This window comes from Pseudomonas donghuensis (genome assembly GCF_000696345.2).
Classification (GTDB): Bacteria; Pseudomonadota; Gammaproteobacteria; order Pseudomonadales; family Pseudomonadaceae; genus Aquipseudomonas; species Aquipseudomonas donghuensis.
On record NZ_CP071706.1, the window covers coordinates 806,597 to 824,126 of the forward strand.

The following is a 17,530-nucleotide window of genomic DNA, read 5'->3' on the forward strand; positions in this document are numbered from 1 at the left end:
AGCCGCTGCGCTAGTAAATCGTGCGAAGGCCGTCTCACATCCGTTCGCCGTATCACCGTTGCGGCGCGGTTGATATATAGTGCACGCCTAAGATTCCGCTGCCCGAGAGTTACTACTCCCATGCTCAACAAAGGATTGTTGCTGGCCTGCGCGCTGGCCTTGCTCAGTGCCTGCGATTCGTCTGCCCCGGATAAACCGGCGCCGGCCCCCGTCGAACCGCCTGCGCAGACCCAGGACCAACCCGCAGCCCCGGCTCCGGCCGCCCCGGCGGCGCAAGTGGAAGCGGCAAAACCCGCTCCGGTCAAGGACGATGCCGCGACCCTGGCCAAGCGCTATGCCGGCCGCGAACTGAGCGTGGTGGATGTCTCGGAGGTGCAGGTCGATGGCGCCAGCGCCCTGGCCCTGACCTTCTCGGTGCCGCTGGATGACCAGCAGAACTTCGCCGACAAGGTGCACCTGGTCGATACCGTCAAAGGCAAGGTCGACGGCGCCTGGGAACTCTCCGCCAACAAGATGGAGCTGCGCCTGCGCCACCTGGAGCCGCAGCGCAAGCTGGTGCTGACCATCGACGCCGGCCTGCTCGCGGTCAACGGCAAGCGCCTGCCCGCCGAGTCGATCAGCCGCCTGGAAACCCGCGACATGCAGTCGACCATCGGCTTCGCCAGCCGTGGCTCGCTGCTGCCGACCCGCCTGGCCGAAGGCTTGCCGGTGATCGCCCTGAACGTCAACAAGGTCGATGTCGAGTTCTTCCGCATCAAGCCTGACAAACTCTCGCCGTTCCTCGCCGCCTGGGGCCGCAACAGCAGCCTGTACTACTACCAGTCCAAGGAAACCCTGGACATGGCCGAGCTGGTCTACAGCGGCCGCTTCGACCTCAACCCGGCGAAGAACACCCGCGAGACCGTACTGCTGCCGATTGCCGGGATCAAGCCGCTGCAAGAGCCCGGCGTGTACCTGGCGGTGATGCGCGCGTCCGGCACCTATGACTATTCGCAACCGGCGACGCTGTTCACCCTGAGTGACATCGGCGTCTCGGCGCATCGCTACCAGAACCGCATGGATGTCTTCACCCAGGGCCTGGAAGGCGGCAAGGCGCTGAGCGGCGTCGAGCTGGAACTGCTCGACGGCGAAGGCCGCGTGCTGGCCCAGGCCAAGACCGACAGCGACGGCCACGCCCAGTTGCCAACGCCGCCCAAGGCTGAAACCCTGCTGGCCCACCAGGGCGTGCACACCACCATGCTGCGCCTGAACAGCGCTGCCCTGGACCTGGCCGAGTTCGACATCACCGGCCCTCAGGCCAACCCGCTGCAGTTCTTCGTGTTCGGCCCGCGTGACCTCTATCGCCCGGGTGAAACCGTGCTGCTCAACGGCCTGCTGCGTGACCAGGATGGCCGCCCGCTCAAGCCGCAACCGGTGACCGTGGAAGTCCGCCGCCCGGATGAGCAGATCAGCCGCAAGTTCGTCTGGGAAGCCGATGCCAATGGCTTCTATCAGTACCAACTGCAACTGGCCGATGAAGCGCCGACCGGGCGCTGGCAGTTGTTGTTCGACCTCGGTGGCGGCAAGAAGCAGGTGTTCGAGTTCCTCGTCGAAGACTTCCTGCCCGAGCGCCTGGCCCTGGAGCTCAAGGGCAGCGACAAGCCGTTGAGCCCGGAGCAGACCGCGCAGATCAAGGTCAATGGTCGCTACCTGTATGGCGCCCCGGCCTCGGGCAACCGCCTGAGCGGCCAGGCTTATGTGCGCCCGTTGCGTGAAGCGGTACCGGCGCTGCCTGGCTACAAGTTCGGTTCGATCACCGAGGAGGAACTGAGCCAGGACCTGGAGCTGGACGAGGTTACCCTCGATGCCGCGGGCAAAACCACGCTGAACATCGAAAGCAAATGGTCCGAAGCCCGTTCGCCGCTGCAATTGACCGTGCAGGCGAGCCTGCAGGAGTCCGGTGGCCGGCCGATCACCCGCCGTCTTGAGCAACCCATCTGGCCGGCCGGGCGCCTGCCTGGCCTGCGCGGCCTGTTCGACGGTGAAGAGACCGACGGCGAAGGCCCGGTGGAATTCGAAGTGCTGGTGGCCGATGACGCAGGCAACAAGCTGGCCGTCAACAACCTCAAGGTTCGCCTGATCCGTGAGCGTCGCGACTACTACTGGAACTACTCGCAGAGCGATGGCTGGAGCTACAACTACAACGAGAAGTACCTGACCCAGAACGAAGAGACGGTCAATGTCAAAGCCGGCTCGACCGCGCGGGTCAACTTCCTGGTTGACTGGGGCCCGTACCGCGTCGAGGTCGAAGACCCGCAGACCGGTCTGGTGTCGAGCGAACGCTTCTGGGCCGGCTACCGCGCCCAGGACAACGCCGACGGCGGCGCCGTGCGTCCCGATCAGGTCAAGCTGGCCCTCGACAAGCCGTCCTACGCCGATGGCGCCACCGCCAACATCACCGTCACGCCGCCTGCCGCAGGCACCGGTTACCTGATGGTCGAGTCCAGCGAAGGCCCGCTGTGGTGGGAAGAAATCGACGTGCCGGCCGAAGGCAAGAGCTTCGCCGTCAAGCTCGATCCGAAGTGGGCGCGCCATGACCTGTATGTCAGCGCCCTGGTGATCCGCCCGGGTGAGCGCAAGGTCAACGCCACGCCGAAGCGCGCCGTAGGTGTGCTGCACCTGCCGCTGGATCGTCACGAACGTAAGCTGGCCGTCACCCTCAGCGCGCCGGAGAAGATGCGTCCCAAGCAGCCGCTGACCGTCAAGGTACAGGCGCGCAATGCCGACGGCAGCGTGCCCAAACAGGTGCATGTACTGCTGGCGGCAGTGGACGTGGGTATCCTTAACATCACCGAATTCGCTACCCCCGACCCGTTCACCGGTATGTTCGGGCGCAAGGCCTATGGCGCCGACCAGCTGGACATCTATGGCCAACTGATCGAAGCCGGGCAGGGCCGTCTGGCCAGCCTGGCCTTCGGTGGTGACGCCGCCATGGCCAAGGGCGGCAAGCGCCCGAACACCACGGTGACCATCGTCGCCAAGCAAAGCGCCCCGGTCACCCTCAATGACAAGGGCGAAGGTGAAGCCACGGTCGATATCCCCGACTTCAACGGTGAACTGCGGTTGATGGCCCAGGCCTGGACCGGCGAGCGCTACGGCATGGCCGAAGGCAAGACCGTGGTTGCCGCACCGTTGATCGCCGAGCTCTCGGCACCGCGCTTCCTCGCCGGTGGCGACCGCACCACCCTGGCCCTGGACTTGTCCAACCTGTCGGGCAAGGCGCAGAACCTGACCGTGCGCCTGAGCACCGAAGGCCAGTTGAACCTGCTCGGCGCCGCCGAACAGACCCTGAACCTCACCGAAGGCAAGCGCGTCACCCTGCTGGTGCCGGTGCAGGCCAGCGGTGGCCTGGGCCAGGGCAAGGTCAAGGTCGACGTGCAGGGCCTGCAACTGCCGGGCGAATCGGCCACGGCCTTCAGCCGCGACTGGACCCTGGGCATTCGCCCGGCCTACCCGGCGATGCTGCAGCACTATCGCGTCGCCCTCAAAGACCAACCCTGGACCTTGCCCGACGCAGATCTTGCACTGTTCGAACCCGCCGGCCTTGAAGCCTCATTGGCCCTGTCGAGCCGCCCACCGCTGAACCTGGCCGAACAGATCCGCGCCCTCGAAGCCTATCCGTATGGTTGCCTGGAGCAGACCACCAGTGGCTTGTACCCATCGCTGTACGCTGATGCCGCGACCCTCAAGCGCCTCGGTATCAAGGGTGAAGCGGCGGACGTGCGCAAGCGCAAGATCGAGATGGGCATCGAGCACCTGTTGGGCATGCAGCGCTACAACGGCAGCTTCGGCCTGTGGAGCGCCGATGACCAGGAAGAGTTCTGGCTGACCGCCTACGTCACCGACTTCCTCCTGCGCGCCCGCGAGCAAGGTTATGCGGTACCGCCCGAGGCCCTGAAAAAGGCCAGCGAGCGTCTGCTGCGTTACCTGCAGGAGCGCAACCTGATCGAGGTCAACTACAGCCAGAACTCCGAGCACAGCCGCTTCGCCGTGCAGGCCTACGCCGCCCTGGTGCTGGCGCGTACCCAGCAGGCGCCGCTGGGCGCCCTGCGCAGCCTGTTCGAGCGGCGCAGCGATTCGCGCTCGGGCCTGCCGTTGGTACAACTGGCCATCGCCCTGGACAAGATGGGCGACAAGCCGCGTGGGCAACAGGCGCTGCAGGCCGGCCTTGCCGTCACCCGCAACGAAAACACCTGGCTGGGCGACTACGGCAGCTCCGTGCGTGACCAGGCGCTGATCCTGTCGCTGCTCACCGAGAACAACCTGGCCAGCGACAAGGTCGATGCACGGCTGTTCGAGCTCTCCGATCAGATGGCGGGTAACCGCTGGCTGTCGACTCAGGAGCGCAACGCGCTGTTCCTTGCCGGTCGTGGTCTGCTGGGCAAGCCGGAAAGCAAATGGTCGGCGCGCCTGGACAGCGCCGGTGAAGTGCGCGAGTTCAATCCCGAGCAATCGGGGATGAAACTCGAGGGCCCACTGCTGGCTTCGCCGCTGACCATCCAGAACGAAGGCAGCGAGACTCTGTTCCAGCAACTGACCCTGTCCGGTTATCCGCGTCAGGCCCCGGTTGCCCGTGGCAGCGGCATGACCATCCGCCGCGAGTTCCTCGGTATGAATGGCCAGGCACTGGACATCAAGGCGCTCAAGAGCGGTGACCTGGTGCTGGTGCACCTGGCCGTGACGGCCAACACCCAGGTGCCGGACGCCCTGGTGGTCGACCTGCTGCCGGCGGGCCTGGAGCTGGAAAACCAGAACCTGGCGCAAAGTGCGGCCAGTCTGGAGAACGCCAGCAGTGCAGTGAAGGAATGGCGAGAGTCGATGCAGAACGCCAACGTGGTGCATCAGGAGTTTCGCGATGACCGCTACGTAGCGGCGCTGAACATCGACTACTACTCCACCACCCACCTGCTGTACCTGGCCCGCGCGGTGACCCCGGGGACCTACAAGGTACCGCCGCCGCAGGTCGAGTCGATGTACCGGCCGAACTACAACGCGGTGGGCGAGACGCCTGCCGAACTGGTAGTCAAAGGCCGCTGACAGAGGGCTTTGTGGGAGCGGATGAATCCGCTCCCACATGCTCTAATTGCTCAGTGAATGATCCAGCTCAGCACCCACAAACCCAGCACCAGCCAGATGATGCCGAGTATGATCGAAGCGCGCATGAACGCGCGGATCGCCGAGTACAGCAGCATCAGGCCGATGATCAGGGCGAGGATGCTGACCAGCGAAGTGTCCATGCCCAGGGTGCGTGACAGGCCCTCGATGAAATTGCTACCGGCGTTGGCCAGCAAGTTGAACAACCCGCTCAGGCCGTCGACGATAAAACGGATCACTGCCCCCAGTGCCTGGCCGAGCCACTCGAAAAAACCTTCTACATGCATAGTTGCTTCCTGATGATCAATTCGGCGAATGCGCCGTTGCCAAGCCTTTGGCCGTGCCTTGGCCGGGTCGGTTCCCTGCGTAGCTGTTACGCCAGGAGGACTTGATGCACATCTTAACTTGCCTGCGCGGCGCCATCAGAAAACCGCTGGGCTTGCTGCTCGGTATCCTGTTGCTGCTTGTTGCCTTGCTAGGGCTCGCCGACCGCCTCTGGCCGTTGCCGATGCCGGCGGATGATCTGGCCCGGGTAGTGCTGGCCGAAGACGGCACGCCGCTGTGGCGCTTCGCCGATGCCGAGGGTGTATGGCGCTATCCGGTCAGCGCCGAACAGATTTCGCCCTATTACCTGGAGGCATTGCTGACTTACGAAGACCGCTGGTTCTACCATCACCCCGGGGTCAATCCGCTGGCGCTGGCGCGGGCGGCCTGGCAGAACCTGCGCGGTGGCCGGGTGTTGTCTGGCGGCAGTACGCTGTCGATGCAAGTGGCGCGTCTGCTCGACCCACATTCGCGCACGCTGCCCGGCAAGCTGCGTCAGTTGTGGCGCACGGCACAGCTGGAGTGGCACCTGTCGAAGGCGCAGATCCTTGAAATCTACCTCAACCGCGCGCCGTTCGGCGGCACCTTGCAGGGCGTCGCCGCAGCCAGTTGGGCGTACCTTGGCAAGTCGCCGATGCACCTGACGCCGTCGGAGGCGGCGCTGCTCGCGGTGCTGCCCCAGGCACCAAGCCGTCTGCGCCCGGATCGCCACCCCGAGCGTGCCCAGGCGGCGCGCGACAAGGTCCTGCAACGCCTGGCCGAGTACCAGGTATGGCCGCAGCAGCGGGTTGCCGAGGCAGCAGAAGAGCCACTGTTGCTGGCACCGCGTCAGGAGCCGGCGCTGGCGCCGCTGCTGGCGCGCCGACTCAATCGTCCGCTCAGCCCGCCGTTGATTCGCACCACCCTCGATGCCTCCTTGCAACGGCGCCTGGAAGACCTGTTGCTGGGCTGGCGTGCGCGGCTGCCGGAGCGTACCTCGGCGGCGATCCTGGTGGTCGAGGCGCAGAACATGGCGGTACGCGCTTACCTGGGTTCGATTGATCTCAATGACGAGCGCCGTTTTGGCCACGTCGACATGATCAGCGCCCTGCGCTCACCCGGCTCGACCCTCAAGCCGTTTCTTTACGGCATGGCCATGGACGATGGCCTGATCCATTCCGAATCCTTGCTGCAGGATGTGCCGCGGCGCTACGGCGATTATCGTCCGGGCAACTTCTCCATGGGTTTCAGCGGGCCGGTGGCGGCCAGTTCCGCCCTGGCATTGTCATTGAACCTGCCGGCGGTGCAACTGCTTGAAGCCTACGGGCCGAAGCGCTTCGCCGCGCAGATGCGCAGTGGTGGCGTGCCGCTGATCCTGCCGCCGTTGGCCGAGCCGAACCTGTCGCTGATTCTCGGCGGCGCCGGTAGCCGCCTGGAGGACCTGGTGGGTGGTTATGCGGCGTTTGCCCGAGATGGCTTGAGCGCGCCGATCCGCTTGCAGCCGGATGAGCCGTTGCTTGAGCGGCGCCTGCTGTCGCCGGGCAGCGCCTGGATCATCCGGCGTATTCTCAGCGGCCAGGCGCGCCCGGATCGCGACCCTCACGCCGAACTGGTGCAGCGTCCGCAGTTGGCCTGGAAGACCGGTACCAGCTATGGCTTTCGTGATGCCTGGTCGATTGGCGTGGGGCCGCGCTACCTGATCGGCATCTGGATCGGCCGCCCGGATGGTACGCCAGTGCCGGGGCAGTTCGGCCTGGCCTCGGCGGCGCCGTTGATGCTGCAGGTGCATGACGTGCTGAGCAACCGCGACAGCCAGCGCGGTATCGCCACTCCCGTGACGGCGGTGCCGGCCAATGTCGGGGTTGCGGCAATCTGCTGGCCGCTGGGGCAACCCATGGCCCGCCAGGACCCGAACTGCCGTCGCCAGCGCTTCGCCTGGACCCTGGACGGCACCACGCCGCCGACCTTGCTGGCCCAGGACCAACCGTTGAGCGTCGGCCTGCGCGAGACCGTCTGGGTCAACACCCAGGGCTTGCGCGTCGATGCCACGTGCCCCGGCGCCCAGGCGCGGGACATCGCCCTATGGCCGTCGCCACTGGAACCCTGGCTGCCACGGGTGGAACGCCGCGAGGCGCGCTTGCCCAAGGTCGATCCGGGTTGCCCGCCGCAGGTGCCGCCCAGCGCGCCGCCGTTGTCGATCGTCGGTGTGCGTCAGGGCGATCAGTTACGCCGTCCGGCCACCAGCAGCGAGCCGTTGCGTTTCAAGGTCTCGGCCCTTGGCGGTAACGGTCGGCACTGGTGGTTTCTCAACGGTGCGCCGCTGGGCGAAACCAGCGGCCAGGAAAACCTTACGGCGAGCTTCGACCAGGCCGGGCGCTTCGAGTTGAGCGCCCTGGATGAAAGCGGCGAAACCGCCCGGGTCGAGTTCCAGGTCAACGAGTGACAACGCGCATTAGACGATGCCGGGGCCAGCACCTACGCTTGGGGTGACGAGGCCGCTGCCCTGGCGGCTGCGTACTGATCGGGATCATGGAGTGTCCGATGCGTCCGTTGGCTGTCGCAATTGTTGGATTGTCCTGGGCGAGCGTGGCCAGCAGCGAACCCCTGCCGCGCTTTCTCGACAGCCACGAAATCGAACGAAACCTGCCCGCCCCCAACCTGCCGGCCGATGCCTATCGGCCGAGCAACCCGGGTGTGCAGGTGCCCATTGCGGTCACCCTGGCCCAGCCATTACTGCGTGATACCCGGATATTCCTGCGCAAGGTGCGCTTCGAGGGCGGCAGCATCTATCCGTTGAGTGACCTGCGCGACAACTATCAAGGCCTGGTCAACCGCGAGGTCAGTCTGGGCGAACTGATCGACGCCACCCAGCGCCTGACCCAGCGCTACCAGCAGGACGGCTACCTGCTGTCCCATGCTTATCTGCCCGAGCAGGACTTCGCCGATGGCCGGGTACGGGTGGTGCTGGTCGAAGGCTACATCGACGATCTTGAGCTGCATGGCAAGGTTGGCCCGGCGGCAGCCTATGTGGAGCAACTGGTGGGTTGGCTCAAGGCCGAACGCCCGCTGACCCGTACGACCTTCGAGCGCTATGTCGCCCTGATGAGTCGCCTGCCGGGTTTCAGCGTGCAGGCGCGGTTGTCGCCTGCCGATGCCAGCAATGGTGCCAGCCGCCTGATCATCGAGGCCACGCGCCGGCCGTTCAGCACAACCCTGGTCATCACCGATGGCACCCGCGATGACCCCCAGGCGCTACTCACCGTGAGCAGCAACGCACAGACAGCGCTCGCCGAACAGTTCAGTGTCACCACCCTGGCGCCACGCGGGGAAGATCACGAAAGCTATTTTCGCCTGGATTACGCCCAGTACCTGGACGACCAGGGCAGCCAGCTGCACTTGTCGGCGTCGCGTTACGACAGCAACCCCAGTGCCCAGGTGTTGCTCGGCGATGGCACCCAACTCAAGGCCCATCGCGAGAATGACCGCTTCTCGGCCGGCTTGAGCCAGGTACTGCTCGCCGCGCCCGGCGAGTCGCTCAACGTTGCCGCGCGCTTCTACATGGTCAACGACGATGTGCTGTACCGCGCAGTCGGCGCGCCCATGCGCCTGAGCAACCGCACCGATGTGCGCGCCCTGGGCTTTGAGGGCGAGTGGCGCAAGGCCAATGCAGACCAACTGCGGATCGTCAGTGGTGGCGCCTACCAGGGCCTTGATTATCTGGGGGCGAAAACCAACAGCGATTTCGACCTGGATTTCTTGCGCCTGCGCCTGTCCGGGTTGCAGAGCGACCGCCTGTTCGGCAACTGGCAGGGCGTGGTGTCGGCGGCCTTGTACTGGAGTGGCGACAGCCTGCCTGACAGTGAGCGGGTGGTATTCGGCGGGCAAAGCTTCGCTCGCGGCTATCCCGCCGATCAGGCTCTGGGCGACAAGGGCTGGGGCCTGGCTTATGAGGTCAACTACAGCTTCAACGGCGATGGCCGCTGGCTGAAGCTGCTGCAACCTTATGCCGTGCTGGATACCGCGCGCACCTGGTTCAATGAAGTGGACCTGCGTGATGCGCACCTGTCTTCAGCAGCATTGGGGCTGCGCATCGGTGACGGGCGTTTCTACAACCTTGCGCTGGAGCTGGCCAAGCCGCTGTCGGATGTCGCCCTCGACAGCTTTGACCGCGAGCCGCGGGTCAGCTTGAGTTTCAGTGTGCAGTTATGAACGTGCATCGCCAGGTATACGCAGGTCTATCGTGGGAGCTGGCGTTGCCAGCGATGGGCTGCGCAGCAGACCTGAAAGGTTCACTGCACCAGTTGCATCCGCGGCTTGGGGAACAGGTTGTCCAGGGTTTCCAGCAGGCGGTTGTGGTAGATCGGCTTACGGAACAGGTCCAGCACCTGCAGACGCAGCAAGTCGCTGACGTCGTCCATGTCGGCATGCCCGGAGGTGACGATCACCGGCAGGTGTTGACGCGCGGTGTGCTCGCGCAGACGCCTGATCAGTGAAATGCCGCTTTCCTCGGGCATGCGCAGGTCGGTGATGACCAGGGCCACGTCCGGGTGGCGGGTGAGCTGTTGCAGGGCGAGTTTGACCGAGGTAGCCGTGTGACAGCAAAACCCCTCACCCTCCAGCAATTCGGCAAGCTCCAGCAAGGCGTCCTCTTCGTCATCCACCAGGAGCAATTGTTGACGGGGGGAAGAGGTCGGCATGAGGTAGTCCTATGGCAGCGTGATTGAACAAGAGACCCAAACGGTACAGCAGTGATGCTGGCCTACTCTGAAGGCGTCGTGGCTTGAGCCTTGGTCATCGCCCCCTGAACCTTGGTCATGACCGAAGACACACTACCGGAAATAGGGGTGATGAACGCTGTCAGCACCACCGCCACCATCGCCGCGGCAATCGCATACTCGATGCCCGAGGCACCCTCTTTGCGGTAGAAGAATTCTTTGCAGCTTTTGAGGACACGGGAAAGACGCATGGCATTTCTCCTTGCGCCGCAGGCGCAGGTGGCAGGGGTATTGGATGATTCCCCTTTGCCATCACAGCATTGTCAACGGGTCATACTTCGGCAAATGTAAGAAGGTATTAATACTAAAGTTATAACCCAATGCCGGCGCCAATAAGCTGTTGTTTTATGGTGCTGCCGGTTTTGCGACGGAAAAAAATCTGACGGGTAATGGCATTTTGTCTTAGCTGCGCTACCGTCAAATAGCGAAATAGTTGTTTCCGACTGCAGTGCTGTAGGCCATTTCACATAAAGGGCCGAAAGAACGCTGAGGGGAAGGAGGATCGGCATGAGCAGTCGCATTACCATCATCCTCGCAGGCTTCTTTCTGCTCGGTGCGTTGCTGGCCGGTTACTGGGGCCTGGTCCTGAGCCGCCCACCCAGTGAACCGCTTGCCGCACCTGTCGCTGCACCTGTACCGACGCCCGTTGAGCAAGTGGCAAAAGACGCCGCTGACCAACTGCGCAAGCCGGTGGTGGTGTTGCGTCGTGACGTTGCCGCGTATGTGCCGCTGACGGCAGACGACCTGGTAGTAGAACGCTTGCAGGTGGCTCCGCCCGGCAGTTTCCAGACCCTTGAGCAAGTGCTCGGGCGCAGCAGTTGGCGCGCGTTGAGTGCTGGAACCTGGCTGGAGCAGGGCAGCTTCGAAGCCGGTGGCCCGCTGGCACGGATGATCCACCCCCATGAGCGCGCGCTGGCGGTAGCTGTGGATGAGGTGGTGGGCGTCGCCGGGCAGTTGAGTCCGGGCGACTATGTCGATGTCTTGCTGTATCTGCGCGAAGAGACCCGCAACCCGCAAGCGTCGGCTCAGGTGGTACTGCCGGCATTGCGTCTGCTCAGTGTCGGCGAACAGTTGGGCCTGACCAATGACGGCAAGCCCGCGCAGCCGCCAGTGAATGAAAAGAGCCAGCCGCAGCAACCGCCCAATGCTGCGCGCACGGTAGTGCTTGCCGTTCCCGAGGCACTGGCCAGCCGCTTGCTGCTTGCCGCCCAGGCCGGCAGTTTGCGCCTGGCCGTACGCAGCGCCGAAGAGAAGCGCCTGGCCCGCTATTGGGCGGACCCCAAAGCCAGCAGCAAGGAAGTCGATAGCGCCAATCGCAAACTCTATCGCTTCAGTCAGCTTGCCCTGGTACCCGCTGCCCAGCCGGTGGCCAGCGTCGCACCGTCGCGCGGCATAGAGATCATCCGCGGAAATCAAGCCATGCAGCCCACCCCCTGACCAAGCAAGGATGCCCTTCAATGAGCAGTCGTTCCGAGCGGGTAACCAAGCAGATGCGCTGTGCCTTGCCGTGCACTGCGCCGCAGGTGCCAATGGCGCTGGCACCGCCCTCGAAAACGGCGACTTCGAACGTCGCAGCGGGTTATCCCCATGAGTGAAAGCCTGAGCCAGACCTTCCTCGCCATCACCCGCAACGATGGCGACTTGCAGTGGCTGCAAGGTGCGCTGGCGCCACTGGGGCAGGTGGTGGGCGCCGGCAGCGGCAGCCTTGACGAGCTGCTGGCGCTGGTCGATGTCACCTTTGCCGGTTTGGTGTTCGTGGGGCTGGATCGTGAGCAGGTGGTCAATCAGTGCGCACTGATCGAGGGGGTGCTGGAAGCCAAGCCGATGCTGGCAATCGTTGCCCTGGGCGATGGCATGGACAACCAGTTGGTGCTCAATGCCATGCGTGCCGGGGCGCGGGACTTTGTCGCCTATGGCTCGCGCTCCAGTGAAGTCGCAGGGTTGGTGCGGCGCTTGAGCAAACGCCTGCCGCCAGTAGCCAGCAACCCCAGCCTTGGGGGGCTGACGGTACTCTATGGCGCCCAGTGCACCGCTGATGGCGCCTTGCTGACCACCCATATGGCGCGGGTGGTGCAAACCAGCGGCCAGCAAACGTTGCTGCTGGACCTTGGCGTGCCTCGTGGTGACAGCCTGGCGTTGCTCGGCCTGGAAGCCTCGTTTCATTTCGGCGATGCCCTGCGCCACCTGCGCCGGCTCGACAATACCCTGATCGACAGCGCCTTCACGCGTGAAAGCTCGGGCCTGCGCCTGCTGGCCTACGCCGAGACCGACGAACCGCTGGAACGCACCAGCGCGGCGGAGCTGTACATGCTGCTCAGCGCCTTGCGCCAGCATTTCCAGCACATCGTCGTGAACCTGACCGGGCAGGTTGACAGCGAAGCCCTGCGCACCTTCGTCAGCCATTGTGACAAGCTGATCTGGTACACCGACCAGAATGTCCTCGATTGCCGGCGCAACCTGGAGGTGCTGACCCAATGGCGCGAGAAGGGCATGAAGCTCGAACATGCCAGCCTGCTGGTCGACCGCTACCTGCGCGGCGTCGCACCGGACTCCGAAGCCCTGGGCAAGCGCTATGGCTTGCCGGTTCTGCGGGTTTTGCCCTACAGCCCAGAGGTGCGCCTGAATGCCAAGAACCAGGGCCTGACCTTGTTCGAACTGGCACCGCGCGAGCAGCTCACCCAACATTTGAAAGCGCTCGGTGAACGGCTGGCGCGCCGCTCCGAGAGCAACCCTGCGGTCAGCGCCAACTGGCTCAATCGGTTATGGGGGCATAAATGAGCGGTGACGAACTGTTCGGCGGCCCGCGGCACAACCTGGGGGCCGACCCGCAAGGGCTCAAGCGCGCCTTGCATCGTTACATCATCGATGCCATCGAGGACAGCGGGCGCAACCTGCTCGAAGGCTCGCGCCCGGCCCTGGCGCAATTCGTGGTGGAGCAGGTCGGCGACTATATCGCCCGATTGCACCTGGCCCTGTCGCGCTACGAGATGGAACGCCTGGCCGAGGAAATCGTCGACGAACTGACCGGCTTCGGTCCGCTTGAAGTGCTGTTGCGCGATGCCAGCGTCACCGAAATCCTGGTCAACGGCCCGTACCGGGTGTTCATCGAGCGGGCTGGCCTGCTGCAGCAGACGGATCTGCGCTTTATCGATGCCCACCATGTCGAGCGGGTCATGCAACGGATTCTCGCGCCCTTGGGCAGGCGCCTGGATGAATCGTCACCGATGGTCGATGCGCGCATGCCCGACGGCAGCCGGGTCAACGCGATCATTCCGCCGGTGGCGCTGGACGGTCCGTGCCTGTCGATCCGCAAGTTTCGCAAGGACATGCTCAAGAGCGCCGACCTGCTGGCCACCCGGACCATCGACCAGGGCATTCTCGACTTCATCCAGTTGGCGGTGGCACGGCGCTGCAACATCCTGGTCAGTGGCGGCACCGGCACCGGCAAGACCACCATGCTGAATATCCTCAGCCAGTTGATTACGCCCCGCGAGCGCCTGGTGACCATCGAAGACGTGGCCGAGCTGCAACTCGATCACCCTCACGTGGTGCGCCTGGAAACCCGTCCGCCGAATGCTGAGGGGCATGGCGAGATCAAGGCCAGCGAGTTGATCCGCAACGCCTTGAGGATGCGCCCCGACCGCATTCTGCTCGGCGAGATCCGTGGCGTCGAAGTGCTCGATGTGCTCACCGCGATGAACACCGGTCACGACGGCTCAATGAGTACCGTACATGCCAACACCGCCCAGGACGCCTTGCTGCGTCTGGAAACCCTGGTCGGCCTGACCGGCCGCCAGGTGGCCGAGAAAACCCTGCGGCAGATGATCTGTGCGGCACTGGATGTGGTCATTCAATTGACCCGCCTGGCCGATGGCCGCCGCTGTGTCAGCGAGGTGTTGGAGGTAGTCGGGGTGCGCGATGATGTGTACGTCACCAATACCCTGTTCCGTCTCGATCGGCACAACGGCGAGGGTTTCTTGCGGGAGGCACCGAACCCTGCCGGCGACAAGCTGCGCCGCGACTATTCGGAACTGCAGCCGTGATTGCTGCGGTACTTGGCTTGATCTGCCTGGCCTTGCTGGGGGTATCGGTGCGCTTGTTCTACAGCGGCATGCGCAAGTCGGGTGAGGAGCGGATCCTGCAGCGTCTTGGCCAGGTTCAGGTGACCTCGGCGCTGACGCCCAGTAGCCGTGACTGGCTGGACCGCCTGTTGCAGCGCGCCGGTATCGAGCGGCGCAATGACCGGTTGCTGATATGGCTGGTGATCGGCCTGCTGACAGCGCTGCTGTGTGGCCGGATCCTGGGGTGGGCAGCAGGCGTCGGGCTGGTGCTGCTTGCACCGTTGCTGATCTGGTTGTTCCTGGGCTGGCGCTATCGCCGACGGCTGCAGCGGATGATCGAACAGTTGCCGGTGTTGCTCGATCACAGTGTGCGCAGCCTCAAGGCCGGGCGAACCTTGAACGATGCCGTGCTGGGCGCCATCGATGCGTCGCGTGACCCTTTGCATGGCGCTCTACAGCGGGTGCGGCGCAATGTGCAGATGGGCGTCAGCCTGGACGATGCCATGAGCGACCTGGCCGAACTGTATGAGCAGGATGAGCTGCGCCTGTTCGCGTTGGGCTTGCGTATCAATCATCGCTACGGCGGCAACGCCAGCGAGCTGCTGGAGAACCTGATCAAGCTGATTCGCGAGCGTGAGCAGGGTAGCCGTCAACTGCGCGCCATGACCGGTGAAACCCGCATGACCGCGACTGTCCTGGGCCTGTTGCCGGTGGGGATGGCCGGCTATTTCCTGATCAGCAACCCCAACTATTTGCTGGCTATGTGGCAGGACGGCAACGGTCAGTTCCTGCTGCTCGGCGCCTTTATCCTGCAAGTGCTGGGCTGCCTGGTGTTGTGGCGCATGTTACGGAGTATCTGAAATGGCCTGGTTGCTCTGTGCCCTGATGTTCTTCGCCGCATTTGTCTTGCTGGCAGGCCAGTTGCTGCACCAGCGTCGTCGTCAGCGCCTGGTTGCTCGGCGTCTGCAGGGCCAGCTTGGCAGTGAGAACCGCTTGGGCAACTGGCTGCAACAGATCGGCAGCAGCCGGCTGGGCCAGCGTTCGCTGAATCTGGATAGCGAGACCCGTCTGCTGCTTGACCGCATGGGCTGGCGGCGGAGTCGGCAACGGGCGCTGTTTGCCGCTTGCCAGGTTGGCGTGCCGTTCCTGGCCCTGGGGTTGGGCATAGCGCTGCAGGAGACCCTGTACCGCGATAGCCAGGTACCGTGGCTGGTAGTGCCGTTTTGCGCCATGGGTGCGGGCTATCTGCTGCCCAAGCGCCTGCTGGCGTGGGCCGCTGTGCGTCGCCAGCAACAGATCGCCGGCGAAGTTTCGACCTTCATACCCTTGCTGAGGATTCTCTTCGAGTCGGGCCTGGCGGTGGAGCAAACCTTGCGTGTGCTGAGTCAGGAGTCGCGACAACTGTTGCCAGTGTTGAGTGAGGAGTTGCGGGCGATTCTGCTGCGGGTCGACTCCGGTATGGCCTTGGCTGCGGAGCTTGAGAAAACCGCGCAGTTGCTCAGCGTCGACGAGTTCAGCGACACCTGCGTGATTCTCCAGCAATTGCTGAGCCAGGGCGGTGGCGCAATGAAGTCGCTGTTGGCGCTCAAGCAACTGCTCGATGACCGTCGGCTGACACGCATGCAGGAACGGATTTCGAAGATGTCCGGGAAGATGTCGATGGTGATGATGGTGTTTCTGTTTCCGGCCTTGCTGATCGTATTGGCCGGCCCCGGCCTTAGCGCCCTGGGCAGGGCATTGGGCTCATGAGCGGGAACAAGGCACGAAGGCAGCGACGACAATCTCCAGGCGCAGGTCAACCTGGTGAGCCGCCTGCACCTGACACCGGCGCTGCACTCAGTGCGCCGTGACACGTTGATGAAGGGGCGAGGAGCTGGGAGACAGCGCCAGCGCCAGTTGGGTGCGGTTGTGCATGTGGGTCAGGCGCAGCACCTGGGACACGTAGAGCTTGACGGTGTTTTCGGTGATGCCCAGTTCGCAGGCGATCTGGTAGTTGGTCTTGCCCTTGCTGACCAGCCGCGCCACATCCAGCTGGCGCGGTGACAGCTTGTTGAACAGGGTCGGCAGGTTGTCGGGTTCCACTTCGGGGTCGACGTCGGTGGCGCGGCGGTGGGCGCCGAGCCCGCGGGCCTTGTCCAGGTCCTGGTAGAGGTCGTCGATCGAGTCGGCCAAAAACTGCAGCTTCTGGTTCAGGTCACCCAGGTGCTGGTAGCTTCTGCGTCGTTCCAGCACGGCAGCCTCCTGGCGTTGCACGCCTTCGAGCAGTTCGCTGAGGTCGACCGGCTTCTGGTAGTAATCGGCAAAGCCTTCGCGCAGCGCCTTGATCACGTCCTGCTTGTTGGCGCGGCCGGTGAGCATGATCGCTTCGAACAGCCGCTGCGGCCCGGCAATGGCCTTGAGCGCACGCATCAGTTCCAGGCCATCGTAGTCGGGCATGTGCAGATCACACAGCACCAGCGCGATCTCCTGATCGACACTGAACTGTTCGATAGCCTGGGTACTGGAGTGGCAGGGCACGCAATGGTAGCCACTGCTCTGGAGAAATTCGCACAACTCTTCGACGATCAGTGGCAGGTCGTCCACCACCAGCACCTTTAATTCACTGACTGATTTGTTCACAAGCAACTCCCTGCTGTTCGCCTTTGTGTTCCCTCGACCAGGCTGAGCCTGGATCCATCCGGCACACATTAGAAAGTAGTCGCACTTTTGGGCTATGTACAAGGTGGGTACATCCATTTGCACGTAGCATTCGACTAATGGATCCAGACCGCAGCCAGTAAAAATCCGACCAGCAGGAACGGCGCGAAAGGCTGTTTTTTTGACGACTCTTCGTTCAGTTGCTTCAGGCGGTTCTTAACCTTCTGACTTAACAGGGACCACAGCCAGCGACGGCCCAGCAGCCAGGCAACGACGGCTACACCGGCACCGATAAACGTACCCAGCAGGTGCATGCGATCGGTGGCCAGGGCCAGGGCACCGAGCAATTTCACGTCGCCGGCGCCCAGGCGGCCGAGCATGTAGCCGGGGAGGGTCAGGAGCATGACGATGGCCAGCGCCCAGCCACCTTCGCTGGCGTCGGCGCCAATCCAGGTGTGCCCGGTCACGAACAGATAGGCCAGGGCGCAGGCGGCGGCGCCGAGGGTCAGGGTATTGGCGATCTGGCGTTCGCGCAGATCTTGTTCAGAGCACAAGGCAAGCCACAGCAGCAGAACAATGCTTTGCATTGGCGAAAGGTCATCCCTTTGTGGTGAATGATTC

14 protein-coding genes are annotated in these 17,530 nt (G+C 63.9%); 9 read left to right on the plus strand and 5 right to left on the minus strand.

The window, feature by feature from the left end; all coding sequences use genetic code 11:
• The first annotated feature begins 120 nt into the window (after positions 1–120).
• Positions 121–5,076, plus strand: a complete 4,956-nt coding sequence (locus BV82_RS03645) for an alpha-2-macroglobulin family protein (RefSeq protein ID WP_036995562.1) — start codon at positions 121–123, stop codon at positions 5,074–5,076.
• Positions 5,077–5,126: 50 nt separating this feature from the next.
• Here the strand turns inward: BV82_RS03645 and BV82_RS03650 are convergent, their stop codons facing one another.
• Positions 5,127–5,420: a hypothetical protein gene (locus BV82_RS03650; RefSeq protein ID WP_010221709.1), complete on the minus strand. Its 294-nt coding sequence runs from the start codon at positions 5,418–5,420 to the stop codon at positions 5,127–5,129.
• 104 nt (positions 5,421–5,524) lie between these two features.
• On the opposite strand from BV82_RS03650, the gene pbpC reads away from it, so the two are divergent.
• Together pbpC and BV82_RS03660 are read left to right on the plus strand one after the other, a co-directional pair.
• Positions 5,525–7,879 (plus strand): peptidoglycan glycosyltransferase PbpC, encoded by a 2,355-nt coding sequence (gene pbpC, locus BV82_RS03655; protein ID WP_162835460.1) that lies wholly within the window; start codon positions 5,525–5,527, stop codon positions 7,877–7,879.
• Positions 7,880–7,977: 98 nt separating this feature from the next.
• Positions 7,978–9,645: a ShlB/FhaC/HecB family hemolysin secretion/activation protein gene (locus tag BV82_RS03660; RefSeq protein ID WP_036995563.1), complete on the plus strand. Its 1,668-nt coding sequence runs from the start codon at positions 7,978–7,980 to the stop codon at positions 9,643–9,645.
• 80 nt (positions 9,646–9,725) lie between these two features.
• On the opposite strand, the gene BV82_RS03665 is transcribed toward BV82_RS03660, so the two are convergent.
• Positions 9,726–10,133: a response regulator gene (locus BV82_RS03665; RefSeq protein ID WP_010221712.1), complete on the minus strand. Its 408-nt coding sequence runs from the start codon at positions 10,131–10,133 to the stop codon at positions 9,726–9,728.
• Between the two features lie 62 nt (positions 10,134–10,195).
• Positions 10,196–10,402: a Flp family type IVb pilin gene (locus tag BV82_RS03670; RefSeq protein WP_010221713.1), complete on the minus strand. Its 207-nt coding sequence runs from the start codon at positions 10,400–10,402 to the stop codon at positions 10,196–10,198.
• A 316-nt stretch (positions 10,403–10,718) separates the two neighbouring features.
• Between BV82_RS03670 and cpaB the strand changes: the two genes are divergently transcribed.
• Genes cpaB through BV82_RS03700 form a run of 6 tightly spaced genes read left to right on the plus strand, consistent with a single transcriptional unit; the run spans position 10,719 to position 16,021 of the window.
• The gene (cpaB, locus tag BV82_RS03675) at positions 10,719–11,648 is read left to right on the plus strand and encodes a Flp pilus assembly protein CpaB (protein WP_036995564.1); all 930 of its coding nucleotides are present in this window, start codon (positions 10,719–10,721) and stop codon (positions 11,646–11,648) included.
• Positions 11,649–11,668: 20 nt separating this feature from the next.
• Positions 11,669–11,806, plus strand: coding sequence for a hypothetical protein (locus tag BV82_RS03680; protein WP_158491191.1), 138 nt, complete (start codon positions 11,669–11,671; stop codon positions 11,804–11,806).
• Positions 11,799–12,989, plus strand: a complete 1,191-nt coding sequence (locus tag BV82_RS03685) for a CpaE/TadZ family protein (protein WP_010221715.1) — start codon at positions 11,799–11,801, stop codon at positions 12,987–12,989. Before BV82_RS03680 ends, BV82_RS03685 begins: the two co-directional genes overlap by 8 nt.
• Complete coding sequence (locus tag BV82_RS03690) at positions 12,986–14,254, plus strand: TadA family conjugal transfer-associated ATPase (RefSeq protein WP_036995565.1); 1,269 nt, start codon at positions 12,986–12,988, stop codon at positions 14,252–14,254. Before BV82_RS03685 ends, BV82_RS03690 begins: the two co-directional genes overlap by 4 nt.
• Positions 14,251–15,132 carry a type II secretion system F family protein gene (locus BV82_RS03695; protein ID WP_010221717.1) on the plus strand — a complete coding sequence of 294 codons (882 nt, stop codon included), beginning with the start codon at positions 14,251–14,253 and terminating at the stop codon, positions 15,130–15,132. The genes BV82_RS03690 and BV82_RS03695 overlap by 4 nt, the downstream gene beginning before the upstream one ends.
• A 1-nt stretch (position 15,133) precedes the next feature.
• Positions 15,134–16,021, plus strand: a complete 888-nt coding sequence (locus BV82_RS03700; RefSeq protein WP_010221719.1) for a type II secretion system F family protein — start codon at positions 15,134–15,136, stop codon at positions 16,019–16,021.
• A gap of 87 nt (positions 16,022–16,108) precedes the next feature.
• On the opposite strand, the gene BV82_RS03705 is transcribed toward BV82_RS03700, so the two are convergent.
• Together BV82_RS03705 and BV82_RS03710 are read right to left on the minus strand one after the other, a co-directional pair.
• The gene (locus BV82_RS03705) at positions 16,109–16,891 is read right to left on the minus strand and encodes a response regulator (protein WP_010221720.1); all 783 of its coding nucleotides are present in this window, start codon (positions 16,889–16,891) and stop codon (positions 16,109–16,111) included.
• 134 nt (positions 16,892–17,025) lie between these two features.
• The gene (locus BV82_RS03710; RefSeq protein WP_010221721.1) at positions 17,026–17,496 is read right to left on the minus strand and encodes an A24 family peptidase; all 471 of its coding nucleotides are present in this window, start codon (positions 17,494–17,496) and stop codon (positions 17,026–17,028) included.
• Positions 17,497–17,530: the final 34 nt, after the last annotated feature.